The sequence below is a fragment of the Streptomyces physcomitrii genome (genome assembly GCF_012273655.1).
GTDB classification, from domain to species: Bacteria; Actinomycetota; Actinomycetes; order Streptomycetales; family Streptomycetaceae; genus Streptomyces; species Streptomyces physcomitrii.
The window spans coordinates 20,982-45,221 of record NZ_JAAWWP010000022.1; the positions used below are offsets into that span (position 1 = coordinate 20,982).

Annotated in this window: 17 protein-coding genes; 5 read left to right on the forward strand and 12 right to left on the reverse strand. The window is 74.1% G+C overall.

Annotated features, from left to right (window positions below; translation table 11 throughout):
* Positions 1-36 precede the first annotated feature (36 nt).
* The 3 genes from HFV08_RS26835 to HFV08_RS26845 all read right to left on the reverse strand — a co-directional run bounded on the left by HFV08_RS26835 (position 37) and on the right by HFV08_RS26845 (position 6,544).
* A complete protein-coding gene (locus tag HFV08_RS26835) occupies positions 37-1,911 on the reverse strand; it encodes an acetolactate synthase large subunit (RefSeq protein WP_040247940.1) in 1,875 nt (624 codons plus the stop codon).
* 312 nt (positions 1,912-2,223) lie between these two features.
* Entirely contained in the window at positions 2,224-5,136 is a 2,913-nt protein-coding gene (locus HFV08_RS26840) for a putative bifunctional diguanylate cyclase/phosphodiesterase (protein WP_376770732.1), read from the reverse strand.
* 460 nt (positions 5,137-5,596) lie between these two features.
* The gene (locus tag HFV08_RS26845; RefSeq protein WP_210430829.1) at positions 5,597-6,544 is read right to left on the reverse strand and encodes a 2-hydroxyacid dehydrogenase; all 948 of its coding nucleotides are present in this window, start codon (positions 6,542-6,544) and stop codon (positions 5,597-5,599) included.
* Between the two features lie 229 nt (positions 6,545-6,773).
* On the opposite strand from HFV08_RS26845, the gene HFV08_RS26850 reads away from it, so the two are divergent.
* Entirely contained in the window at positions 6,774-7,934 is a 1,161-nt protein-coding gene (locus HFV08_RS26850) for a PQQ-dependent sugar dehydrogenase (protein WP_168543045.1), read from the forward strand.
* Positions 7,935-8,143: 209 nt separating this feature from the next.
* Here the strand turns inward: HFV08_RS26850 and HFV08_RS26855 are convergent, their stop codons facing one another.
* Both HFV08_RS26855 and HFV08_RS26860 read right to left on the reverse strand, forming a co-directional pair.
* A complete protein-coding gene (locus HFV08_RS26855) occupies positions 8,144-9,766 on the reverse strand; it encodes a glycoside hydrolase family 32 protein (protein ID WP_168543046.1) in 1,623 nt (540 codons plus the stop codon).
* Positions 9,767-10,190: 424 nt separating this feature from the next.
* Positions 10,191-11,201: a carbohydrate kinase family protein gene (locus HFV08_RS26860; protein ID WP_168543047.1), complete on the reverse strand. Its 1,011-nt coding sequence runs from the start codon at positions 11,199-11,201 to the stop codon at positions 10,191-10,193.
* Positions 11,202-11,661: 460 nt separating this feature from the next.
* Between HFV08_RS26860 and HFV08_RS26865 the strand changes: the two genes are divergently transcribed.
* From HFV08_RS26865 to HFV08_RS26880, 4 genes are all read left to right on the forward strand, one after another.
* Positions 11,662-12,672, forward strand: a complete 1,011-nt coding sequence (locus HFV08_RS26865; RefSeq protein ID WP_168543048.1) for a sugar ABC transporter substrate-binding protein — start codon at positions 11,662-11,664, stop codon at positions 12,670-12,672.
* Positions 12,673-12,749: 77 nt separating this feature from the next.
* Positions 12,750-13,745 carry an ABC transporter permease gene (locus tag HFV08_RS26870; RefSeq protein WP_168543049.1) on the forward strand — a complete coding sequence of 332 codons (996 nt, stop codon included), beginning with the start codon at positions 12,750-12,752 and terminating at the stop codon, positions 13,743-13,745.
* The gene (locus HFV08_RS26875) at positions 13,742-14,581 is read left to right on the forward strand and encodes an ATP-binding cassette domain-containing protein (RefSeq protein WP_168543050.1); all 840 of its coding nucleotides are present in this window, start codon (positions 13,742-13,744) and stop codon (positions 14,579-14,581) included. The genes HFV08_RS26870 and HFV08_RS26875 overlap by 4 nt, the downstream gene beginning before the upstream one ends.
* A 76-nt stretch (positions 14,582-14,657) precedes the next feature.
* Entirely contained in the window at positions 14,658-15,674 is a 1,017-nt protein-coding gene (locus HFV08_RS26880; RefSeq protein ID WP_168543051.1) for a LacI family DNA-binding transcriptional regulator, read from the forward strand.
* Positions 15,675-15,711: 37 nt separating this feature from the next.
* On the opposite strand, the gene HFV08_RS26885 is transcribed toward HFV08_RS26880, so the two are convergent.
* The 7 genes from HFV08_RS26885 to HFV08_RS26915 all read right to left on the reverse strand — a co-directional run bounded on the left by HFV08_RS26885 (position 15,712) and on the right by HFV08_RS26915 (position 24,141).
* On the reverse strand, positions 15,712-18,801 hold the full coding sequence (locus HFV08_RS26885) for a helix-turn-helix transcriptional regulator (RefSeq protein ID WP_168543095.1): 3,090 nt from the start codon (positions 18,799-18,801) through the stop codon (positions 15,712-15,714).
* 77 nt (positions 18,802-18,878) lie between these two features.
* Positions 18,879-19,088: a hypothetical protein gene (locus tag HFV08_RS26890; protein ID WP_168543052.1), complete on the reverse strand. Its 210-nt coding sequence runs from the start codon at positions 19,086-19,088 to the stop codon at positions 18,879-18,881.
* A 458-nt stretch (positions 19,089-19,546) separates the two neighbouring features.
* Positions 19,547-19,825: a DUF4190 domain-containing protein gene (locus HFV08_RS26895; protein ID WP_168543053.1), complete on the reverse strand. Its 279-nt coding sequence runs from the start codon at positions 19,823-19,825 to the stop codon at positions 19,547-19,549.
* A complete protein-coding gene (locus HFV08_RS26900; protein WP_168543054.1) occupies positions 19,822-19,989 on the reverse strand; it encodes a hypothetical protein in 168 nt (55 codons plus the stop codon). The genes HFV08_RS26895 and HFV08_RS26900 overlap by 4 nt, the downstream gene beginning before the upstream one ends.
* 404 nt (positions 19,990-20,393) lie before the next feature.
* Entirely contained in the window at positions 20,394-21,041 is a 648-nt protein-coding gene (locus tag HFV08_RS26905; protein ID WP_168543055.1) for a hypothetical protein, read from the reverse strand.
* A 124-nt stretch (positions 21,042-21,165) separates the two neighbouring features.
* Positions 21,166-23,409: an MMPL family transporter gene (locus tag HFV08_RS26910; RefSeq protein WP_168543056.1), complete on the reverse strand. Its 2,244-nt coding sequence runs from the start codon at positions 23,407-23,409 to the stop codon at positions 21,166-21,168.
* A 258-nt stretch (positions 23,410-23,667) separates the two neighbouring features.
* A complete protein-coding gene (locus HFV08_RS26915; RefSeq protein ID WP_210430832.1) occupies positions 23,668-24,141 on the reverse strand; it encodes a Pycsar system effector family protein in 474 nt (157 codons plus the stop codon).
* Between the last annotated feature and the right edge of the window lie 99 nt (positions 24,142-24,240).

Below are 24,240 nucleotides of genomic sequence, written 5' to 3' on the forward strand. Positions count from 1 at the left end.
CGGACTCTCGGATGGTTCCCTGCGCGCTCTCGCGGCTCAGTCGTCTTCGTTGTCGCCGAAGTCGGGGCGGACGTCGCGGGCGGCCATGATCTCGTCGTTGGAGGTACCGGCGGCGACCATCGGCCAGACCATGGCGTCCTCGTGGACGATGAAGTCGACGACGACGGGGCGGTCGTCGATCGCGTTGGCCTCGGCGATGACCTTGTCCAGCTCGTCCAGGGACTCGCAGCGCAGCGCGGCGCAGCCCATCGCCTCGGCCAGCTTCACGAAGTCCGGGACGCGGGTGCCGGCGCTCGGCCCGGGGGCGGAGGCGGCGGCGTCCGCGGCGGGGCCCGAGTGCAGCACGGTGTTGGAGTAGCGCTGGTTGTAGAAGAGGGTCTGCCACTGGCGGACCATGCCGAGGGCGCCGTTGTTGATGATGGCGACCTTGATCGGGATGTTGTTCAGGGCGCAGGTGGTGAGTTCCTGGTTGGTCATCTGGAAGCAGCCGTCGCCGTCGATCGCCCAGACGGTACGCCCGGGCTGCCCGGCCTTGGCGCCCATCGCGGCCGGGACCGCGTAGCCCATGGTCCCGGCGCCCCCGGAGTTCAGCCAGGTGGCGGGGGTCTCGTACTGGATGAAGTGCGCGGCCCACATCTGGTGCTGGCCGACGCCCGCGGCGAAGACGCTGCCCTCGGGGGCGAGTTCGCCGATCCGCCGGATGACGTGCTGGGGGGAGAGCGAGCCGTCCTCGGGCTGGTCGTAACCGAGCGGGTAGGTCTCGCGCCAGCGGTTGAGGTCGGCCCACCAGCTCGCGTACCCGGAGGCGGCGGCCTCCCCCGCGTGGCCCTCGCTCTGCTCGCGCTGCACGGCCTGCACCAGGTCGGCGATGACCTCGCGGGCGTCGCCGACGATCGGCACGTCGGCCGCGCGGTTCTTGCCGATCTCGGCCGGGTCGATGTCCGCGTGCACGATCTTGGCGTACGGGGCGAAGCTGTCCAGCTTGCCGGTGACGCGGTCGTCGAAGCGGGCGCCGAGGGCGACGATCAGGTCGGCCTTCTGCAGGGCGGTGACCGCGGTGACGGCGCCGTGCATGCCGGGCATGCCGACGTGCTGGGGGTGGCTGTCGGGGAAGGCGCCGAGTGCCATCAGGGTGGTGGTGACCGGGGCCTTGGTCAGCTCGGCGAGCACCTTCAGCTCGGCGGTGGCACCGGCCTTCAGGACGCCGCCGCCGACGTAGAGGACCGGGCGGGCGGCCTGGCCGATGAGCTTGGCGGCCTCCCGGATCTGCTTGGCGTGCGGCTTGGTCACCGGGCGGTAGCCGGGCAGGTCCTGGACGGGCGGCCAGGAGAAGGTGGTGCGCGCCTGGAGGGCGTCCTTGGCGATGTCGACGAGGACCGGTCCCGGGCGGCCGGTGGCGGCGATGTGGAAGGCCTCGGCGATGGTCCGCGGGATGTCCGCGGCGTCGGTGACCAGGAAGTTGTGCTTGGTGATCGGCATGGTGATGCCGACGATGTCCGCCTCCTGGAAGGCGTCGGTGCCGATCGCCTTGGAGGCGACCTGGCCGGTGATGGCCACCAGCGGGACCGAGTCCATGTGCGCGTCGGCGATCGGCGTGACCAGGTTGGTGGCGCCCGGGCCCGAGGTGGCCATGCAGACCCCGACCTTGCCGGTGGCCTGCGCGTAGCCGGTGGCCGCGTGGCCCGCGCCCTGCTCGTGCCGCACCAGCACATGGCGGACCCGGGTGGAGTCCATCATCGGGTCGTAGGCCGGCAGGATCGCCCCGCCCGGAATCCCGAACACCGTCTCGGCCCCGACCTCCTCCAGGGAACGGATGAGGGACTGCGCGCCCGTGACGTGCTCGACGGGGGCGGACTGCTGTCCGGAACGGGGCCGCGGCTGCGGATGGGCCCCGGTGGCCTGCTCGGTCATCGGCTTCTCTTCTCGATGCTGAGGGTGAGTACGCAAGGTACGGGGAGTGAGGGTGGCGGGGTGAAGCGGGGTGCGGCTCGGAGGAGGGGGGTGGGCGGCTCGGAGGGTCCTGCGGTCGATCTGCGAGCTTTGCACAGCTCGCGCGGGGCTTCGGTGCAACAAAAAACCCCCCGTGCCGTGAGGCAAGCGAGGGGAGCGCGTCGGTATCGTCCACCGGGGCGGTGAGAGGGCCCGGTATCAGCCGACGCGCTTTCCAAGTACGAGAATTCGGGTGCGCATGGCTCAGACCCTCTCGCCGAGGCGCTCCCCATGTCAAGTGGGTGGGACGGGCGTCTCATGATGTGAACTGCGAAGACTCTCCGGACGGTACGGCGCGGGCACCCTGGTCAGCATGGTCCGCTCCCCCGCCGCACCCGGCACCGGCAGCTTCCCGGCGGACAGCACCCGGCGCAGCCGGTACTCGTCGAGCGGCCCGGAGAAGACCGGACCCTGCCCGTGGGTGCAGCCCATGGCCCGCAGGGCGAGCACCTGGTCGGGGTGTTCGACGCCGTCCGCGACGGAGCGCATGCCGAGGTCGCCCGCGATCCGGAGCAGACCGCCGGTGATCTTGTTCAGCCGGGTGGACTCGGTGACGCCCTCGACCAGGCTGCGGTCCAGCTTGAGGATGTCCACCGGCAGGGTGCGCAGCGCGTTGATCGCCGCGTAGCCGCCGCCGAAGCCGTCCAGGGCGATCCGCACCCCGAGCCCCCGCAGCCCCGCGAGGCGGCTTTCCAGCTCGGCGAGGCGGGCCGGCGGGCCGCTGTCGGCCAGCTCCAGGACGAGCGCCCCGGAGGCGAGTGAGTGCCGGTCGAGCAGCGCCTCCACGGCGTTCAGCGGCAGCGAGCGGTCCAGCAGGCGGTGCCCGCCGAGGCGGACCACCACCGGCACCGTGACGCCCGCGGCGGCGCGCTCCGCGGCCTGGGCGACGGCGGCTTCGAGCACCCACCAGTCCAGCTCGTCGGCGCGCGCCTGGTCCCGGCCGCGCGGCAAGCGCTCGGGGGCGGACAGCGCCCCCTGCCCGCTGCGCCAGCGGGCCTGGGCGCTCATCGCGCAGATCCGGCCCTGGTCGAGGCTGACCACCGGCTGGTGCAGCAGCGCGAACTCGCCCTCGTCCAGGGCGCCGCGCAGCCGGTCCTCCAGCTGCGCCTTGCGCACCGCCTCGGTCTTCATCTGCGGGACGTACAGCTCGACCCGGTTCTTGCCGCCCGCCTTGGCCCGGTACATCGCGAGGTCGGCGTTGCGCAGCAACTCGCCCGCGCTGAGCCCCGGTTCGGCGAAGGCGACGCCGATGGAGGCGGCGACCCGGACGTCGTTGCCGTCGATGGCGTACGGCCGCGAGAGGGTGAGCCGGAGCCGGTCGGCCAGCTCCAGGATCTGCCGCTCGCGCAGGGCGCGTTCGCGGGCGCCGTCGCCGAGGACGAGGGCGGCGAACTCGTCCCCGCCGAAGCGGGCCGCGGTGTCGCCCTGGCGCACCGACTCCTGGAGCCGCCGGGCGGCCTGGATGAGGAGTTCGTCGCCCGCCTGGTGGCCGATGGTGTCGTTGACCGCCTTGAAGCCGTCGAGGTCGATGAAGAGCACGGCGGTGCCCGCGTCCCCGGCCCTGCGCCCGCCGAGCGCCTGGCCGACCCGGCGGGCGAACAGCGCCCGGTTGGGCAGGTCGGTGAGCGGGTCGTGCTCGGCGTTGTGCTGCAACTGGGCCTGCAGGCGCACCCGTTCGGTGACGTCGCGGGTGTTGAGGATCAGCCCGCCCTGGTGCCGGTTGACGGTGGACTCGACGTTGAGCCACTGCCCGGCGCCGGAGCGGAAGCGGCACTCGATGCGCGCGGTGGGCTCCTCGGCGGGGCTCGCGGCGAGGAAGCGGCGCAGCTCGTGCACCACCCGGCCGAGGTCCTCGGGGTGGATGAGCGCGGCGAGTTCGGAGCCGACCAGCTCCGCGGCCTCGCGTCCGTAGACCCCGGTGGCGGCGGGGCTGACGTAGCGCAGCACCCCGCTGGGCGCGGCGATCATGATGACGTCGCTGGAGCCCTGGACCAGGGAGCGGAAGTGGTTCTCCTTCTCGGCCAGTTCCTGGGTGAGGGTGATGTTGTCCAGGAGCATGATCCCCTGGCGTACGACGAGGGCGAGCACCACCGTGCAGGCGGTGAGCAGCACCACCCGGTCGACCCGTCTGCCGTCCAGGACGTTGTACAGGATCCCGAGGGTGCAGACGGCGGCCGCGAGGTACGGGGTCAGCGCGGCCAGGGAACCGGCGATCGGGCGGGGCCCCGTGCCCCGGGGCGGCGGGTCGTCCTCGGTGGCCGGGTGCGGGGCGCCGTGTCCGCTGGCGCGCTCGCCGTCGGCCGGGTGCGCGCGCCGGGGGGCGACCCAGGGGGCGTAGGCGAGCAGCAGCGATCCGGCGAACCAGCCCGCGTCGAGCAGCTGCCCGGAGCGGTAGCTGTCGTGCAGCAGCGGGGAGGTGAAGAGCGCGTCGCACATCACGGTCAGCGCCAGCGCCCCGACCGCGGTGTTGATCGCGGAGCGGTCCACGAAGCCGCGCCGGAAGTGCATCGCGAGGACCATGCTCACCAGCGCGATGTCGAGCAGCGGATAGGCGAGGGAGAGGGCGGTGTGCGCCACGTCGCCGCCGCCGGAGTGCGCGGTGTGCGCGAGCGCCAGGCTCCAGGAGAGGGTGAGCAGCGAGCCGCCGATCAGCCAGGAGTCGAGCACCAGGCAGACCCAGCCGGCCCTGCTGGCGGGGCGTTTGGCGAGGACGAGCAGCCCGACGATGGCGGGCGGCGCGAAGCAGAGGAAGAAGAGGTCGGCCCAGCTCGGGTCGGGCACCTCCCGGCCGAGCACCACCTCGTACCAGCCCCAGACGGCGTTGCCGAGCGCCGCCATCGCGGAGGAGAGCGCGAAGAGCAGCCAGGCGGGGCGCAGCGAACCGGCTCTGAGGCGGCCGTAGCGGTAGCAGGAGACCGCGGCCAGGGCGGCGGCCAGGGCGAGGCCGAAGTCGCCCATGGCGAGGGCCAGTCGCTCCGATCCCCAGCCGAGGGTGGCGCCGACCGCGTAGCCGGAACAGGCCACCGCGAGGACCAGCGGGCCGTTCACACCGCGCGGCAGATGGCCGCGGCCGAGTGGCTCCAGCGGGGGCAGCAGCGAGCGGAACGCGCCGCCGACGGCTCCCGCCAGAGGCGGCCGGGCGGTCACCGGTCCGCTCCCCGGGCGGCGGTGCGGACGAGGCGGCGGTACGGCTCCCGGTGGGCGCCCGGCCCACCCGCGTCGGCCGCGGTCCTCGGGGCGGCCGCTCGGCTCCGCCGGATCGCTCCGGTCACTTGGTTCGCTCGGGTCACTCGGGTCACTCGGGTCGCGGCTGTCCCGATGGAACCGGCGCCCCCGGTGGTCCCGGTGGTCGCCGGATCGGGCACGGGCTGCCGGGTGCGGCCGTGCCGTGCCGGCCGGTGGGTCCACAGTGCGTGCATCACGCTTCGCCCCCCTTGCGGTTCCGGTGTCTCGCCCCCTGCGCCGGACGGACGGTGGCGCAGCCCCTGCCCGGACGATACACCAGTTTCGTCACTCTGGGACATAGTCGGCCTACTCTCCGTAACAGCAAGCGAGCGCAACCGGCCCCGGCGCCGGTCCCGCGGCGGCCCCCGGGGACCCTCCGGGCTCAACTCCCGGTGGTGCGCACCACGTTGTGCAGGGGCTCGCCCGCCGCGAACCGGTTCAGCTGGGCGGCGATCAGCCTCCGCGCCCGCGGGGCGAAGGCGGAGGAGGGGCCACCGGTGTGCGGACTGATGAGCACCCCCGGAGCGTGCCACAGCGGATGGTCGTCCGGCAGCGGTTCCGGGTCGGTGACGTCGAGCGCGGCCCGCAGCCGGCCGGAGTTCAGCTCGGCGAGAAGCGCGCCGGTGTCCACCACGGCGCCTCGGGCCACGTTCACCAGGAGGGCGCCGTCCCGCATCCGGGCCAGGAAGGCGGCGTCCACCAGGCCGCGGGTCGCCGGGGTGAGCGGGGTGGTGAGCACCACGACATCGGCCTCGGGCAGGAGTTCGCCCAGCGAGTCCAGTGGGTGCACCGGACCGCGCTCGGTGGTGCGCGCGGAGCGCGCGATGCGTGAGACCCGCGCGGGCTCGAAGGGAGTGAGCCGGTCCTCGACGGCCGCGCCGATCGATCCGTAGCCCACGATGAGCACCGATTTGTCGGCGAGCGCCTCGGGGAAGGCCGCCGGCGTGCGCCACCGGCCCGCGCGCTGGGCGTCGACGAAGTCCGGCAGGCGGCGCAGCGAGGCGAGGGTCAGGGCGAGCGCGAGTTCCGAGGTACTGGCCTCGTGGACCCCGCGGGCATTGCACAACTGCACGCCGGGACGCAGGAGTTCGAGGCCCGGCTCGACATGGTCGATGCCCGCGGTCAGGGTCTGCACGGCGCGTACCGAGGTGAGTTTCGCGAGCGGGCGCACGGCGACCTCGGCCCCCTTCATATAGGGGACCACGTAGAAGGCGCAGTCGGCCGGGTCCGCGGGGAACTCCTGCCCGCCGTCCCAGAACCGGTAGGTGAAGCCGCCCGGCAGTCCCTCGATCGTCTCGGCCGCCATCGGCAGCCACACCTCGTCAGTCATGGTCAGGAGGCTAGGGCACGGCACCGACAGACCCCGGGGCTGCCCGCCGGGCACGCGCGAGGGCGGCGGCCGCCGCAGCGGAACCAGCCCCGGCGGACCGCCCGGGGACCGCCCGGGGACCGACCGGCCGCCTGCCACGCGGGGGTGGTGGGCCCGATCCGCCCGCCGGACGGTGTATGAACGACGGGTGGCACCGCCCGGCCACACCGCATCGAAGGGGACCGTCATCGTGCAACGCCCAGCTCTGGGGGCCGTGTTGGCCGCCGCCGCCCTGTTCGCCCTGCCCGCCTGCTCCTCCGGCGGGGACTCCTCGGGCCCCTCCGGCGAGGGCTCGCCGACGGGCAGCGAGAAGCCGGGCTCCTCCCCCGCCCCCTCGGAGTCGGCGCCCCCGGCGAAGGGCTCGGCCAAGGTGCTCCGTACGGTCGCCGAGGGCCTGAAGTCCCCCTGGGGGCTCGCCCCGCTGCCGGACGGTGACCTGCTCGTCTCCTCGCGGGACGAGGGCACCCTGACCCGGATCGACGCGAAGAACGGCAAGAAGACCGAGATCGGCGAGATCCCCGGGGTGGCGCCGAGCGGCGAGGGCGGCCTGCTCGGCATCGCGCTCTCGCCCACCTTCGCCTCCGACCACATGATCTACGCCTACTTCACCACCGAGTCCGACAACCGCATCGCCCGCCTCCTCTACAACGAGGACAAGCCCGCGGGCCAGCAGCTCGGCGCCCCCAACACGGTGCTCCGCGGCATCCCCAAGGGCTCGATCCACAACGGCGGCCGGATCGCCTTCGGCCCCGACAAGATGCTGTACGCGGGTACCGGGGAGACCGGCGACCGCGCGCTCGCCCAGGACAAGGAGTCCCTCGGCGGCAAGATCCTGCGGATGACCCCGGACGGCGATCCCGCCCCCGGCAATCCGCTCGGCGAGGACTCCCTGGTCTACTCGCTCGGCCACCGCAATGTGCAGGGCCTGGCCTGGGACGACAAACAGCGCCTGTGGGCCGCCGAGTTCGGCCAGGACACCTATGACGAGCTGAACCACATCGCCCCCGGCCGCAACTACGGCTGGCCCGAGGTCGAGGGCAAGGGCGACGAGAAGGGCTTCACCGACCCGGTGGCCCAGTGGAGCACCGACGAGGCCTCCCCCAGCGGCATCGCCTACGCCGAGGGCTCGATCTGGATGGCCGGGCTGCGCGGCGAACGCCTCTGGCGCATCCCGCTGCGCGGCACCGAGGCCGCCGCGAAGCCGCAGTCCTTCTTCAAGGGCGAGTACGGCAGGCTGCGCACCGTCGTCTCGGCGGGCACCGACAAGCTCTGGCTGGTGACCAGCGAGACGGACAGCCGGGGGACGCCGGAGAAGGGGGACGACAAGGTGCTGGAGGTCGAGGTGAAGTAGGCGCCACGCCTCAGGCACGGTGACGGTGACACGGGCGCGGTGACGTGCGCGCGGTGACGTGGGCGCACCGGCCTGCACGCGGTGCGGTCGCCGGGGGCCCGGCCTCCCGCGCCCCCGGCCGGTGCGCCACCCGCGGGCAGCGCACCGGCCGAAGGCCCTGGCCCGGCTCAAGAACCGTACGGATCAAGGGAGTTGACGGCTGCCGGTCCTCACGGCCGGTACGTCCCCAGCCGGTGCAGGTCCAGTGACTTCAGCCGGGCGGTGCCGCCCTCCGCGAAGAGGCGTACGCCCTCGGGGGCGCCCGGGAAGATCTGGTCGGTGAGCACCGACTCCCCTGCTCCGCCGAAGACTTCGACCGAGGAGGCGTCGAGCAGGATCCGCAGTCTCACCTCGCCGTCGCGGACGGCGAGCGGGGCGCGCTGGGTGCCGGGGAAGTCGGGGCTGAAGCCGGTGTCGCCGGAGTGGGTGCGGTCGACATAGACCTCCCCGGCGGCGGCGTCGTAGCCGACCACGGTCTTCTGGCCGTCTCCCGCGCGCAGTTCGAGGCCGAAGTGCTCGGCATCGCCGGGCGAGAAGCGTGCCTCGATGTCGAGGGTGCGGCCGTCGCCGCGGCCCTCGGCCAGGGGCTGGGAGCCCTCGGGCACGTCCACTTCGCGTACCGCCACCGGGTCGGGCAGGCGCAGCGAGTCGAGTGCGGCCACCGGCTGCTGGGTCAGGGTGGGGCGGCCGTCGACGGTGCCGAGGCCCATGGTGCGCGGCACGCTCATCGCGCTGCGCCAGGGGTCGGTCGGGATCTGCTCGCCGTACTGCCAGTTGTTCATCCAGCCGATCATGTGGCGCCGGCCCTCGGGATCGCCGTCCCAGGAGACGGCCGCGTAGTAGTCCTTGCCGTGGTCGAGCCAGCGGGTGCCCTGGTCGGGGTCGGCGGTGAAGCGGGTGCCGTCGAAGTCGCCGACGAAGTACTGGGCGCCCGAACCCCCGGCGATTCCCCCGGGGTTGAGGTTGACGACCAGGACCCACTTGGTGCGCTCCGGGTCGCCGTCGACCTGCATCGGGAAGAGGTCGGGGCACTCCCAGACGCCGTCCACGGCGCCCGCGGGGCCGAAGTCGCTCAGTTCGGTCCACTGCCTGAGGTCCGGGGAGCGGTAGAAGCGGACCTTGTGTTCGAGGGGCAGCGCCACCGTCATGAGCCAGCTCCGGCTGGGCTCGTGCCACTGGACCTTCGGATCGCGGAAGTCCCTGGCTCCGATGTCCAGGACCGGGTTGCCCGCGTACTTGGTCCAGGTGCGGCCGCGGTCGGTGCTGTACGCGAGGGACTGGGCCTGCCGGGAGCCGTCCTTGGCGTGGCTGGTGTAGACGGCGACCATGGCCGGATTCTCCGGGCTGCCGAAACCGGAGGTGTTCTCGCGGTCCACCACCACGCTGCCGGAGAAGACCATCTCCCGCTCGTCGTGCGGCAGGGCGAGCGGGAGTTCCTCCCAGTGCACCAGGTCGCGGCTGACCGCGTGGCCCCAGGACATGTTGCCCCAGGTGTTCCCCTCCGGGTTGTACTGGAAGAAGAGGTGGTACTCGCCGTCGTAGTGGACGAGTCCGTTGGGGTCGTTCATCCAGTTGCGGGCGGGGCTGAAGTGGAACTGCGGGCGGTAGGGCTCGGCGCCGGGCGGCTCTTCGGCCGCGGCGGGCCCGGCGGCAGCCGCGGACCCGGCAGCCTCGGACGGGGCGGCGGCGGCCCCCGGGGAGGCCCCGCCGAGCGGCAGGACGAGGGCGAGTCCGGCGGCCAGCGCGAGCAGGGCGCGCAACGGGGCATGCCGGAAGGGGCGTTGACGTCTCATGAGGACTCCGGTGGTGCGGTCAGCCACGGGAAGGCGGCCCGCCGGGGTGCGGCCCGGCGGGCCGTGGGAGAGGCGCCGGGGGTCGGGGGACCGGCGCCGGGCTGTCCCGCCGACGGCAGGGGTGGCGACAGACGCCGGGCCCGATGTCAGCGTTGACAGCGACTCGTGGAGAGATGATGGGCGGACCGCGGCCGCCCGTCAACGCCCCGGACGCGATTGGCTCCCGACCACCCGCCCCGCCTCCCGTGCGGCCCGGGCGGGCACCAACGGCCCCTCGGCGCCGAGCGCCGCCGCTCCCGGGGCACGGTCCCCGGGACTCACCGTGGCGCGAGCGACACCGCTCCCGAGGCGGCCGCCAGGACTCCCCGCGGCACGGGCGCCGCCGCTTCCGGGCGCAGGCGCCACCGCTCCCGGGACGCGACCGCTACCGCTCCCCGGACACCTCGCCGAGGGCGTTCCGTACGGTTCCGCTCGCCCCCGGTGCCGCCCCGGCGGGCTCGGTCAGGCTGCTCCCCCAGGGCGGGTTCGGGCCCCGGACCTCGCAGGTCAGGGCGGCCACCCGGCCGGCGAACTCGGCGGCCTCGACCACCTCCGCAAGGCGCAGCCCGGTCAGTCGCCCGCCGAGCAGTCCGCGCCTGGCGAGGCGGTGCAGCATCCCGCCGGTGAAGGCGTCCCCGGCGCCCACCGTGTCGACGATCCGGGCGGGCCGGGCGGGGAGTTCGGCCCGTTCGCCGTCGAGCGAGAGCAGCACGCCCCGGGCGCCGCGGGTGAGTACCACCAGGGGCACCCCGGCCGCGTGCCAGTCGTCGCAGGCCCGGGCCGGGTCGGCGCCGGGCCGCAGCAGGGCGAGGTCGTCCTCGCTCAGTCGCAGCACATCGGCCAGGCGGCACCAGCGCGGCAGCCGCTCCCGGTAGACCTCGGGGGCCACAAGCAGCGGCCGTACGTTGGGGTCGAGGCAGACGCTCGCGGTGGCGGCGGCCCGCCGCAGGAACTCCTCGACGGCCTCGGCGCCGGGGGCCCGCACCAGGGCGAGGGAGCCGGAGTGCACGCAGGCCGCGGAGGTCAGGTCCACGCGGGCGAGTTCGGCGCGGGTCCACTGGAAGTCGGCGGTGCCCTCGGCGTGGAAGGAGTAGCCGGCGCTGCCCTGTTCGTCGAGGTCGGCGACGGCGAGGGTGCTCGGCTCGGCCGCGGGCACGGCGGCGGAGAGGTCGACCCCGGAGGCTTCGAGGCGGGCGCGGAAGAGTCGCCCGAAGGCGTCCTCGGACAGCCGGGCGAGCAGCCGGGTGGGGGTGCCGAGGCGGGCGAGGGTGACGGCGGTGTTCGCGGGGCCGCCGCCCGGCAGCACCCGCAGGGCGAGTTCACCGGGGGCGGAGTCGGGCGCGGTGAAGGCGTCGGCGACGCACTCGCCGAGCACGGTGACCTGCTCAGGGGGCATGGCTGCTTCTCTCTCCCGAGGGGTGCGGTGGGCAGAGGGTGGCCGGGGCCGGGCGGAGGCTGCCCGTTCGGTGCCCGGCGGGGGCCCGGCGCCCGAGGCCGCGAATGTGTCGGGCACAAGGCATTGACGTTGCCGGGAGGCGGAGTCCATCATCCTCGGCAAGCGGTGTCAACGATGACATACATCAACGATGACACGGATCCGCCATGGTTCCGCCGCCCGTTCGTCCCGTACGGCTGACCGTTGTTGCCCGTTGCCGCCCGTTCCGCTCGCACTCCGCTCCACCGCCGGTGTCCACCGCTCGTGCCCGCTCGTGTCCATGGCTCGCCCGGGCCCCGACTCGCCCGTGTCCGCCGCCGGTTGTCCGCGGTCCGCGGTCCGCGATCGGCCGTCCGCCACCCCCGTCCCCGTCCCCATCCGCCGTCCGCAAGCTGCCGTCCGCTATCCGCAGGGAGTCCCGATGTCGCCACGTACCCGTTCTGTCCCCCGACTGGCCGCGGCCACCGCCGGTGTCCTGGCCGCGGGCCTGTGCCTCACCGCCTGTGGCGAGGGCGCGCAGGGCGGGGACGGCTCCTCGGTGAAGGTCGGTCTGATCACCAAGACCGACACCAATCCGTTCTTCGTGAAGATGCGGCAGGGCGCCGAGCGCGCCGCCAAGACCCATGACGTCCGGCTGTCCACCGCGGCGGGCAAGTTCGACGGTGACAACGCCGGACAGGTCACCGCGATCGAGAACATGGTGGCCGCCGGGGTGAAGGGCATCCTCATCACCCCCAACGACTCCAAGGCGATCGTGCCCGCCCTGGAACGCGCCCGGGCCCGCGGTGTCCTGGTCGTCGCCCTGGACAGCCCCACCGACCCCGAGGACGCGACCGACGCCCTCTTCGCCACCGACAACCGCAAGGCGGGCGAACTCATCGGCCGGTACGCCAAGTCCGCGATGAAGGGCCGGAAGGCGAAGATCGCCACCCTCGACCTCGCGCCCGGCGTGGCTGTCGGGGTCCAGCGCCACCAGGGCTTCCTCAAGGGCTTCGGCGTACCGGAGAAGGACCCCTCGGTGGTCTGCTCCCAGGACACCGGCGGCGACCAGGCCAAGGGGCAGACCGCGATGGAGAACTGCCTGCAGAAGGCGCCCTCGCTCAACCTCGTCTACGCCATCAACGAGCCCGCGGCGCTGGGCGCCTGGACCGCGCTCAAGGCCAAGGGCCGCGAGAAGGACGTCATGATCGTCACGGTGGACGGCGGCTGCACCGGCACCCGCGCCGTCAAGGACGGCAAGCTCGCCGCGACCTCCCAGCAGTACCCGCTGAAGATGGCCGAGCAGGGCGTCGCGGCCGTCGCGAGGTTCGCCGAGGACGGCAAGAAGCCCAGCGGCTACACCGACACCGGGGTCACCCTCGTCACCGACGAGCCGCAGTCGGGCGACGGCTCCCGCGACACCGCCTTCGGCCTGAAGAACTGCTGGGGCTGAGCCGCCCCGCTCCCCGCCCCCTGTCCCGGCCTCCGCCGAGGCCCCCGCAAGGACCGCTTCCTCCCGCAAGGACCGCGATGACCGCCACCACCCCCGCGTACGCGCATCTGAAGGACCCGACCACGGTCCGCAGACTGCTGACCGCCCCCACCCTCGGGCCGCTCGTGGCCCTGATCCTCGCCTGTGTCTTCTTCTCCCTGTCCTCCGAGCAGTTCCTGTCCGGCGGCAACTTCTCCCTGATCGTCCAGCAGGTCATGGTGGTGGGCACGCTCGCCATCGGGCAGACCCTGATCATCCTGACCGCGGGCATCGATCTGTCCTGCGGGGCGGTGATGGCCTTCGGCAGCATCGTGATGGCCAAGCTGGCTGCCGAGGGATCGGTCCCGCCACTGCTCGCGATCACCCTCGGCCTGCTGGTCTGCGCCGGGTTCGGGCTGCTCAACGGGCTGCTGGTGAAGGGCGTTCCGCTGCCGCCCTTCATCGTCACCCTCGGCATGCTGAACGTCGCCTTCGCGCTCACCCACATCTACTCCGAGGAGCAGACCATCAGCCGGCTGCCCTCCGAGCTGACCGTCCTCGGCGACACCTTCCCGCTCGGCAACACCGACATCACCTACGGCTCCCTGGTCACCATCGCCCTCTTCCTGCTCTTCGCCTACGCGCTCGGCGCCACCGGCTGGGGCCGGCACGTCTACGCCCTCGGCAACAGCCCCGAGAGCGCCCGCCTCAACGGCATCGGCACCACCCGGCTGACCATCGGCGTCTACGCGCTGGCCGGACTGGTGTACGGGATCGCCGCGCTGCTGCTCATCTCCCGTACCGGCGTGGGCGATCCGCAGGCCGGGCAGACCGACAACCTGGACAGCATCACCGCCGTGGTGCTCGGCGGCACCAGCCTCTTCGGCGGGCGCGGCACGGTGCTCGGCACCCTGCTCGGCGTACTGATCGTCGGCGTCTTCCGCAACGGCCTCCAGCTGATGGGGGTCGCCTCGGTCTACCAGACCCTGATCACCGGGATCCTGGTGATCCTCGCCGTGACCGTCGACCAGATGTCCCGGAGGAAGGTCCGATGAGCGAGACGAGCACGAAGGCGGCACCGGTGCTCCAGGCGCGCGGCCTGGTCAAGCGCTACGGCCAGGTGACCGCCATCGACGGCGCCGACTTCGACCTGCTGCCCGGCGAGGTGCTCGCCGTCATCGGTGACAACGGCGCCGGGAAGACCAGCCTGATCAAGGCGCTCACCGGGGCACTCGTCCCCGACCGGGGCGAGATCCGCCTCAACGGCGAGCCGGTGCGCTTCAGCGGACCGCAGAGCGCCCGGCAGTACGGCATCGAGACCGTGTACCAGGACCTCGCGGTGGCGCCCTCGATGGACATCGCCTCGAACATGTTCCTCGGCCGCGAACTGCGCAGGCCGGGACCGCTGGGCAGCGTCCTCAGGCTGCTGGACAAGAAGCGGATGCGCGAGCAGGCCGCCGCGCACATGGCGGACCTGGGGATCGGCCTGCGCTCGCTGACCCAGGCCGTGGAGACGCTCTCCGGCGGGCAGCGGCAGGCGGTCGCCGTGGCGCGCTCGGTGGCCTGGGCGCGCAGCGTGATCGTCATGGACGAGCCCACCGCGGCCCTCGGGGTGAAGGAGTCGGGCCAGGTGCTCGACCTGATCCGCCGGGTACGCGACAAGGGCCTGCCGGTGGTGCTCATCAGCCACAACATGCCCCATGTCTTCGAGATCGCCGACCGCATCCACGTCCACCGGCTCGGCAGGCGCGCGGCCCTGATCCGCCCGCAGGACCACTCCATGGCCGAGGTGGTGGCCATCATGACCGGCGCGCTCAGCGTCAGCGAGGGCGGCGGTACTGTCGTGGCGGACACCGAGGCCGCCAAGGCGGCCGGCGTCACAGCCGACTGATCCGGCGGCCCCCGGCCGCTCCGCCGCCCGCGCGCGGGTGCGGCCGGGGGTGCCCCGCAGCAAGGAACGGTGGTACATGGCAGCGACCCGCCGCCCCACTCTGGCCGATGTCGCCCGGGAGGTGGGGGTCAGCGCCAAGACCGTCTCCCGGGTGCTCAACGAGGACGGGCCCAGCTCGCCCGAGACCCGGGCCCGGGTGCTCGACGCGGTGGCCCGGCTCGGCTTCCAGCCCAATCTGATGGCCCGCAACATCCGGGTGGGCGGCCCCGACACCACGGTCGGCCTGGTCGTGCCGAACCTGGGCAACCCCTTCTTCGGCACCGTCGCCGGGGGCATCGAGGACGCCATACGGGAACGCGGGCTCACCCTCCTGATGGGCTCCTCCGCCGAGGACGCGGGCCGCGAACGGCAGTTGACCGACACCTTCCTGGCCCGCCGGGTGAGCGTGCTGATGGTGGTGCCCTCGGTGGACGCCGACCACGGCCACCTCAAATCGCAGCGCGCGGCGGGCCTGCCGGTGGTCTTCCTCGACCGGCCCGGCTCGGGCATCGCCGCCGACTGCGTGGTCAGCGACAACCGGGCGGGCACCCGCGAGGGCGTCGCCCACCTCCTCGGCAAAGGACACCGGCGCATCGGCTTCATCGGCGACATCCCGCCGAAGCTCTACACCCGCCGCGAACGCCTCGCCGGTTACCGCGACGCCCTGGTGCATGCGCAACTCCCCTACGACAAAGCCTTGGTGGTGGGTACGCACGACGAGGCGGGGGCGGCCGAGGCGGTACGGCGGCTGCTCGCCCTGCCCGAACCGCCGACCGCGCTCTTCGCGGCCAACAACATCGTCGCCCTCGGCGCCGTCGGCGAACTCGCCCGCACCGGCCGCGCCCACGACGTGGCGCTGGTCGCCTTCGACGATCTGCCGCTCGCCGGAGTCCTCGACCCCGGCCTGACCGTGGTCGCCCAGAACCCCGCCGAACTCGGCCGCGCCGCCGCCCGCACGGCCCTGGCCCGGCTGGACGGGGACCGGTCGCGGGCCCGGACGGTGACGGTGGGGACGGAGCTGGTGGCGCGCGGGTCGGGGGAGCTGGGGGTGTGAGCCGGGGGCGGAGGGTGGTGCCGCGTTCTGCCGCCCCTCAGCCGCCCTCGCCGAACAACCCCAGCCGATGCGCCACCGCCGCCGCCTCTCCCCGCCCGGAGACCTCCAACTTCGCCAGGATGTGGGAGACATGGACGCTGGCCGTCTTCGGGGAGATGAAGAGTTCCTCGGCGATCTGGCGGTTGCTGCGGCCCCGGGTGACCAGGCGCAGGACGTCGCGTTCGCGGCCGGTGAGGCCCAACTCCGCGGCGGCGTCGGCCGGTTCCGGTGCCTTCGGTCCGTGCAGGCCGACCCGGGCGCGCTGGGCGAGCCGGGCCACCTGCTCGGCGAGCGGCCGCGCCTTCAGATGCTCGGCCACCGCCTTCGCCTGCCGCAGCAGGACGACGGCCTCACCGCGTACATCACTCCGTACGTCACTCCGCCCTTCCTCACTCCGTACGTCGCTCCGCTCCTCCTCCCGAACTCCCCCGCGCTCCTCACCCCCGCCCGACAGCAGGGCCTCCGCGAGGCGGAGGCGGACGCGGGCGAGGTCGTAGGGGCGCTCCAAGGGGGCGAGTGCCGACTCCGTCTCGCGCCAGGCGGCGGGGTCCGACCGGCCCTCAGCGCGCAGGAGTTCGGCGCGCAGCCAGTGGGAGTAGGCCTCCCAGACCGGTACCCCGGTGGTCAGCCGCTTCGCCGCCGCGCGCAGCAGGTCGAGGGCCTCGGCCCGGCCGGGGGCGGAGAGGGCGAGGTGCCGGGCCTCGGCCTCCGCGGTGGCGGCGGCGAGCAGCAGCGGCCAGGCGTAGCGCTGGGTGCCCGGCGGGAATCCGGTCTCGACGGCACCGGCCACCTCGGCGCGGGCGTCGAGCAGGCGGCCCTGACCGGCCGCGAGCAGCAGGGCAAGGCGGGCCAGCGGGAGCGAGTTCTGCGGCATGGGGTCGAGGCCGCCGAAGCGGGTACGGGATTCCGCCAGTCGGCGGGCGGTCTCCTCCTCCTCGCCCCGGGCGGCGGCGAGCAGGCCGAGGCGCAGGGCGCCCATGCCGCCGGGTTTGGCGCCCTGGCCGCCGTGCTCGGTGCGTTCGGCGGCGGCGGTCGCCTCCTCCCAACGGCCCAGTGTGGTCAGGGATTCGGCGAGGTTGCCCCAGAGCCAGGCCGCCGACTCCTGGAGCCCGTAGCGCCGGGCGAGCACGATGCCCTCCTCGACGACCGCGACCGCCTCCCGGGAGCGGCCGAGGCCTTCGAGCACCGAGGCGAGGTTCACATGGCTGCGGCCGAGCAGGAAGGTGAGCCCGCGGGTGGCGACGGCCTCCCGTACCGCCTCCATCTCGGCGAGTCCGCGCGCCACGTCCCCGGCGTCGGCGAGCAGGCCGCCGAGGGTGAGGCGGGCGCTCAGCTCGATGTCCCAGGCGCCGACCATGCGGGCGTACTCGACGGCCCGTTCGGCGTCGGCCAGGGACTCGGGGCCGGGGGTGTGCAGCATGGTCCAGGTGGCGGCGTGGGCGAGCACCTCGGCGTGCACCTCGGAGGGGGGCTGCCCGCGGACGAGTTCCTGGGCGCTGGCGAGTTCGGCCCGGCCGTCGCCGCGGCCCTGGCTCTGCACCAGGCGGGAGCGCTGGACCCAGAACCAGGCGGCGCGCAGCGGATCGGGGTCCGCTTCGAGGAGCCGCAGCGCGCGCTTGGTGATCTTCATCGCGCGCTCCCGCTCCCCGCAGAGGCGCCCGGCGACCGCGGCCTCCGCCATCAGGTCGAGGAAGCTCAGCGGGGCGGCGGCCGGGTCGCGGTCGCCGACCGGGTAGGCCTCCGCGTGGTCCAGCGGCCGCAGCCCGGCGCGGGCGGTCTCCGGGGCCTGGTCCCACAGCTCCATCGCCCGTTCCAGGAGGCTCAGTTGCTCGGCGTAGGCGTGCCGCCTGCGGGCGGCGGCGGAGGCGTCGAGGACGGCGGGCAGGGCCTTGGCCGGTTCGTGGGCGTGGTACCAGTAGCTGGCGAGGCGGGTGGCGCGCTCCTCGGCCGGTACGAGGTGGGGTTCGGCCTGAAGGGCGTGCGCGTAGCGGCGGTTGAGGCGGGCCCGCTCGCCGGGCAGCAGGTCGTCGCTGACCGCCTCGCGCACCAGGGAGTGGCGGAAGCGGTAGCCGTCGCCCTCCGGCGCGGGGAGCAGGACATGGGCGCCGACCGCGCCGCGCAGCGCCTCGATGAGGGCGTCCTCGCCGAGCCCGGCGACCGCGGCGAGCAGCCGGTACTCGACGGTGGAGCCGCCCTCGGCGACGATCCGCACCACCCGCTGGCCCTCCTCGGGCAGCGACTCCACCCGGACCAGGAGCAGATCGCGCAGCGAGTCGGTGAGCCCGGTGCACTGCCCGGACCGTACGGTGCCCGCGAGTTCCTCGACGAAGAAGGCGTTGCCGTCGCTGCGCGCGAACACCTCGTCCACCAGGGCCTCTTCGGGCTCGGCGGCGAGGATCCCGGCGAGCTGGCGGGAGACCTCGGGCGGGCTGAAGCGGGGCAGTTCGACCCGGGTGACGGTGCGCAGCCGGTCGAGTTCGGCGAGCAGGGGGCGCAGCGGGTGGCGGCGGTGCAGGTCGTCGGAGCGGTAGCTGCCGAGGAGGACGAGGCGGCCGCGGGCGGGGGTGCGGAAGAGGTAGGCGAGCAGGTGCCGGGTGGAGGCGTCGGCCCAGTGCAGGTCCTCCAGGGCGAGGACGAGGGTGCGCTCGGCGGCGAGGCGTTCCAGGAGGCGCAGGGTGAGTTCGAAGAGCCGGGCGGTGCCGTCCTCCTCGTAGCGGCCCCCGGGGCTCTCGCCCAACTCCGGGAGCAGCCGGGCGAGTTCGGCTTCCTGTCCGGCGACGGCGGCGGTGAACCCGGCGGGCAGCCGGCGGCGCAGGGCGCGCAGCGCGGTCGAGAAGGGCGCGAAGGGCAGCCCCTCGGCGCCGATCTCCACACAGCCGCCGACCACGAACTCGGCGCCCGCCTCCCGTACTCCGGCGCCGAACTCCTCCAGGAGGCGGCTCTTGCCGACCCCCGCCTCCCCGCCGAGCAGCAGCGCCTGGGGCTCCCCGGTACCGGCCCGGGCGAGCGCCTCGCGCAGCGTGCCGAGCTCCTCCTCGCGACCGACGAAAACCGGACTGACCGACCTGTTCTCCACGCCGTCGAGCATCGCACAGCGGGCACCGGCGGCCCGGTCGGACCGGGCCCCGACCGGCTCGGGGCCCGGCTCGGGAAGCCCCTCTCCGCTCACGCCGTACGGCCGAACCAGGACCGGTGGGGCTGCCGCCTCACCTGCCCTCCGCTCTCCCGGCCGGCACTGCGGGCGGCGGCGCGCCCCGCGGTGCGGCGGGCGGTGCGGGCCGCGCGCAGCTGCCGGTCGCGGGCGGCCTCCGCCGCCAGTTCGGCGTGGCGCAGCCGGTGCATCTCGTAGGCGAACATCCGGTCGTAGGCGGACATCTTCTTCCCCTGTCTTCGCAGCGGGCCGCGGAGCGGCGGTCCGGGGCCGGGGCCCCGGCTCACCCGCCGAGGGGGCGGGCGCTCTTCCGCGAGGTGATGCCTCAAGACTTCCGGGACAGGCCCCCGGGCCGCATCGGGAGGCTGCCGCATCTTGCCGGGGCGCGGGGCCTCAGAGCCCCGCGCGGGGGGCCTTAGGTCCTCCCCTCCTCCGACACGTTCGCCGTCACTCTGCGCCACGACCCCGCGGGGGCTGTTCTCGCCGCGCAGGGCAGGGACGCGCAGGGCCAGGATGCGCAGGGCAAGGACGCGTAGGGCCAGGGTGCGATGGGCCGGGAGAAGCCGTCCTTCGAGGGGTACTCACTCCGCGCCTTCGGTGGGCGCGGCCGGGGCCGGGGCCGACTCACCCGTACCGCGCGGTCGCGCCCCGGGCGCGGGCGGCCCGGGGCGGGTGCGGGGGGTCACCCCACGGCGACCCATCCCGCGGTGCCGTTCACCGCGAGGAGTACGCCGATGATCACCAGGTCGGCGATGCCGAGACCGAGGCCGAGCCAGGCGCGGAAGCGGCGCGGGGTGTTGCGCCGGAGGGCGATGACCGCGAGCGCGATGGCGATCGGGCCGAGGACGAGGTTCAGGACCAGCAGGCCGACGAGTCCGAGGACGAAGGAGGCGACGGCCATGCCGGAGGTGTCGGCGCGGCCGGTCCGCCGGGTGGGCTCCCCGGTCAGGCGCGCGCTCATCGGACCTCACCCACCCGGGTACGGCGGCGGCGCTCCTTGACGGTGAACACCGCCAGCCACACCACGATGACCGCGCCGAGGCCGAGGGCCACCGGCAGCGGCAGGTAGGAGGCCGCCCCCAGCACGACCAGGAGTACCAGCAGGGCGACTACGAGGAAGAGCATGCTCAACGCCTCCTTGGCGTACGGATGAAGCACCACCGGGCAGTCGTGCGCGCCGCGGGGCACTGGATCGTGTACTACCGAGTAACCCGATTCCGCCGAGGTATGCGCGCGGTCCGGTGGAGCGGGGGCGGAGCGGGCGGGACGGGGGCGGTAGGGGCGGCCTCCGGTCCCCGGCCGCGCGCGCCGGGACACCGGGCCGGGAGGCCGAGCCGGGACACCGGGCCGGGAGCGGAGCAGCCGCCGGCACCCGTACCGCTACCGGCCCGCCCCGGCAGCCCGTACCGGTCCGGCACAGCAAACGGCCCGGTCTGGTGTCAGACCGGGCCGTGGGGGACGGGGGTGGGCGGCGGCTCCCTGCGGAGGCCGGTTCGCCGTGGGGGTGTGCGGGCGGGGCGGCCGCCGGCTCAGGGTGCCGAGGGCAGCGAGAGCAGGACGTCCGTGTACTTCAGGACGGCGAGCAGCAGGCCGATCACGCCGAGGACGACGCCGCCCCAGGCCACGGACCGGATCCAGACCGCCGGGGCCGGGCGCGGGACACCGAAGGCCGGGCGGGCGAGCACCACGGCGCCGATGACCAGGGCCACGAGCGCGAAGATCCCGCCGACCAGGGCGGTGGCCTCCCAGGAGTCGCCGTAGACCGCCTGGATCTGGTCGGCGGCGCTGGCCTCCTGCGAGGTCTTGATCTGGCCCTTGAGGTTGGCGCGGGCGGAGGCGACGGTGCCGAGCCAGCCGCCGGTCAGCGAGACGACGCCGAGCGCGGCCGAGACCACGGCCCCGGCGCCGAGGCCGACACCGGCACCGGCCGGCTCGGGCTCCGCCTCGACGATCTCCTCGCCCACGACGGTCTCCTCGACGACCGCCTCGTCCTCGGCGGGCTTCTTGCCGAGGTCGGCCGGGGCGGCGGCCTTCTCCTCGGCGGGGGCCGCCTCCTCCTTGCCCTTGGCGCCCTCCTCACGGGCGGCCGGCACCTTGTCCTCCTTCGCCCCGGCCTCGGCGACCGCCGTGGCCGCCGCCTCGTCCTTCTCGGCTGTGTTCTCGTTCGTGGTTCCCATGCGGCGCACGGTACGGAGGGAGTCTGAGAAGTTCCTTAATATCGGCCCCCGAAGTTTCACCGGGCCTTCCGCTTACGGCGTCCCAAGGCCCCGCGAAGACCTCACGGGCCCCGGCGCGTCGCCGTCACCGCCGCTCGACGAGCCCGCTCTGCGCGTACGAGTCCACGGGAGCGCCCTCCGCCGCCGGTACGGATCCGGTGGGCCGGACGGCGCCCGCGCGGCACTCGGGCGGTTCGATGCTGATCCGCGGCAGCAGCCGGTCCAGGCTTCTGGGCAGCCACCAGTTGGCGCCGCCGAGCAGGTGCATCAGGGCGGGGACGAGCAGGGTGCGCAGCACGAAGGCGTCCAGGGCGACGGCCGCGGCGAGGCCGATGCCGAACATCGCGATGACCCGGTCCCCGCTGAGCACGAAGGCGAGGAAGACCGAGATCATGATCACCGCGGCGGAGTTGATGACCCGGCCGGTCTCGGCGAGGCCGACGCGTACCGCCCGCCGGTTGTCGCCGGTCTCCAGCCACTCCTCGTACATCCTGCTGACCAGGAAGACCTGGTAGTCCATGGAGAGTCCGAAGAGGACCGAGACCATGATCACCGGGAGGAAGGGCTCGATGGGCCCCGCGCCGCCCAGGCCGAGCAGTCCGGCGCCCCAGCCGAACTGGAAGACCGCCACCACGACGCCGAAGGCCGCCGAGACCGCGGCGACGTTCATCGCCGCCGCCTTCAGCGGGATGCCGACCGAGCGGAAGGCGAGCAGGAGCAGCAGGCAGCCGAAGCCGATGACCACCCCGACGAACAGCGGCAGCTTGCCGAGGATGACGTCCGCGAAGTCGTCGTAGCTCGCCGTCACCCCGCCCACGTGCACATCGAGCGAGGTGTCGGCCTCCACCCGCGGCAGCACATGAGCGCGCAGCCGGTCCACCAGCGCGCTGGTCTCGGCGGACTGCGGCGCGGTCCCCGGCAGCACCGTCACATAGCCCGCGTCACCCGCCGCGTTGTACGTCACCGGGCTCACCGAGCCGACGCCCGGGGTCGCTTCGAGGGCGCCGCCGAGGTTGTCCAGGGCGAGCCGGTCGTCGCCGCCGTCGACCCGGGTGACCAGGGTGAGCGGGCCGTTGACGCCGGGGCCGAAGCCCTCGGCGAGCAGGTCGTAGGCCTTGCGGGTGGTGGCGCCCGCGGGGTCGTTGCCCTGGTCGGAGGTGCCCAGGTGCAGGGCGAGGGTGGGCAGCGAGAGCACCGCCATGACGGCCATGGCCAGCGCGCCGAGCAGCTTCGGCCGCTTCTCCACGAAGGCGGACCAGCGGGCGGCGAGTCCGGTCGGCAGCTCGGGCCGCGGCCCCTCCTCGGCGAGCCTGCGGCGCTCGCGGCGGCTGAGGGCCCGCATGCCGAGGAAGGAGAGCAGCGCGGGCAGCAGGGTCACCGAGGCGGCCACGGTCAGGAGCACGGTGAGGCAGGCCGCCATCGCCACCCCGTTGAGGAAACCGAGGCGGAGGATGAGCATCCCGAGCAGGGCGACGCAGACGGTGGCGCCCGCGAAGACGACCGCCCGCCCGGTGGTGGCCACCGCCCGGGTGGCCGCCTCGGCGACCGGCAGCCCGCGTTTGAGGCCGCGCCGGTGCCGGGTGACGAGGAAGAGCGCGTAGTCGATGCCGACCCCGAGGCCGATGAGCAGCCCGAGCATCGGCGCGAAGTCCGCGACGGTCATCAGATGGCCGAGCAGTTCGATCCCGGCGTACGCGGTGCCGACGCCGACCAGCGCCGTGGCGATCGGCAGCAGCGAGGCGGACAGCGAACCGAAGGCGAGGAAGAGCACGACCGCGGCGACCCCGACCCCGACGAACTCGGCGAGATGCCCGCCCCGCTCCTCGGTCAGCCCGACCGCGCTGCCGCCCAGCTCCACCTGGAGCCCCTCGGTGCGCGCCGCCGCCGCGGCGTCCACCACGGCCTGCGCCTCGGACCTGTCCAGCTCGCCCACCGGGGAGTCGAAGGTGACCAGCGCGTACGCGGTGCGGCTGTCGGCGCTGACCTGCCCCGCCCCGCGCTCCCCGTAGGGGCTGGTCACCGAGGCGACCCGGTCCTGCGCGGCGACCCGCTCCAGGGTCCGCGTCATCGCCTGCTCGACGTCGGCGTCCCGGACACTGGCGCCCCGCGGGGTGTGCCAGACCAGGGTGTCGCCGTCCCCGCCGAGCCCCGCGAAGCTCTCGTCCAGCAACCGGGTGGCCCGCCCGGACTCGGTCCCCGGCACCTCGTAGTCGTTGGAGTACGCGGATCCGGTGAGGGCCGCCGCCGCGGCGGTACCGCCGAGCGCGAGAAGCCACAGCAGTACGACGACGAGTCGGTGCCTGACGCACCACCGGGCGAGTGCTGCCACGGATCGGCTCCCTGTTGTGCTTCGAGGTCGTCGACGGGAGCAGCACGGTGGCGGTGGTCGACCGCGAGCCGCGCATTGTCCGGAACATGCCTGAAAGCCCCGGAATACCCGCAAGAGTAGGAGAACAGCCGGGGCATACTCTTGCAGGAACAAGAGATCATTTGCCCGTTTGGTGGGGTTGCTCACAGAGTGGGCACATCGGGTGGGCGCGGGCCCGGACTCCGGCCGCCAGCGCTCCTCGGGCCTCCCTGAGGCCTCTCAGCCCACCCCCGCCAGCACCCCCGCCACCGCCACCAGACCCAGCCCGGCGAGCAGGCAGTCCACCGCGGCGCGGATGAGCCGGAATTTGCGCAGGGCCAGGGCGGACAGGAAGCGCAGGTGTTCCACGCGGTAGCCGCCGAGGAGCCGGCCGCGCAGTTCCTCGTCGCCGAGGGCGGGCCAGCTGGTCCAGCCGGTGCCCGTGAGGTCGGGGCGTACGGCGAGCAGCAGCAGGGCGGTGGCCGCGAGCAGCGCGGTGGCGGCGAGGGCGCCGGTCAGCGTGACGGCGGCCGGGAGGTCCAGGGTCACCGCCGCCGAGAGCATGGCCGCGAGGGCCGCCGCGGACAGGGCGAGCAGCAGCCCGGCCTTGCTCTCGGTGCGCGCCAGGTCGCTCTGCACGCCCGCCATCAGCGCGGCGATCCGCTGCTGCGCCGCTTCGTCGCCCGGCGCGGCGGGCCCCGTCGTCGTCGCCATCGGCGCCGCTCCTTCCCTTCCCCGGTCTTCCCCGTGCCTTGCCCCTCGCGTGCCCATGGTCTCGTACGGCCTGCCGCCACCGCCCGCCGGCCGGTGTGT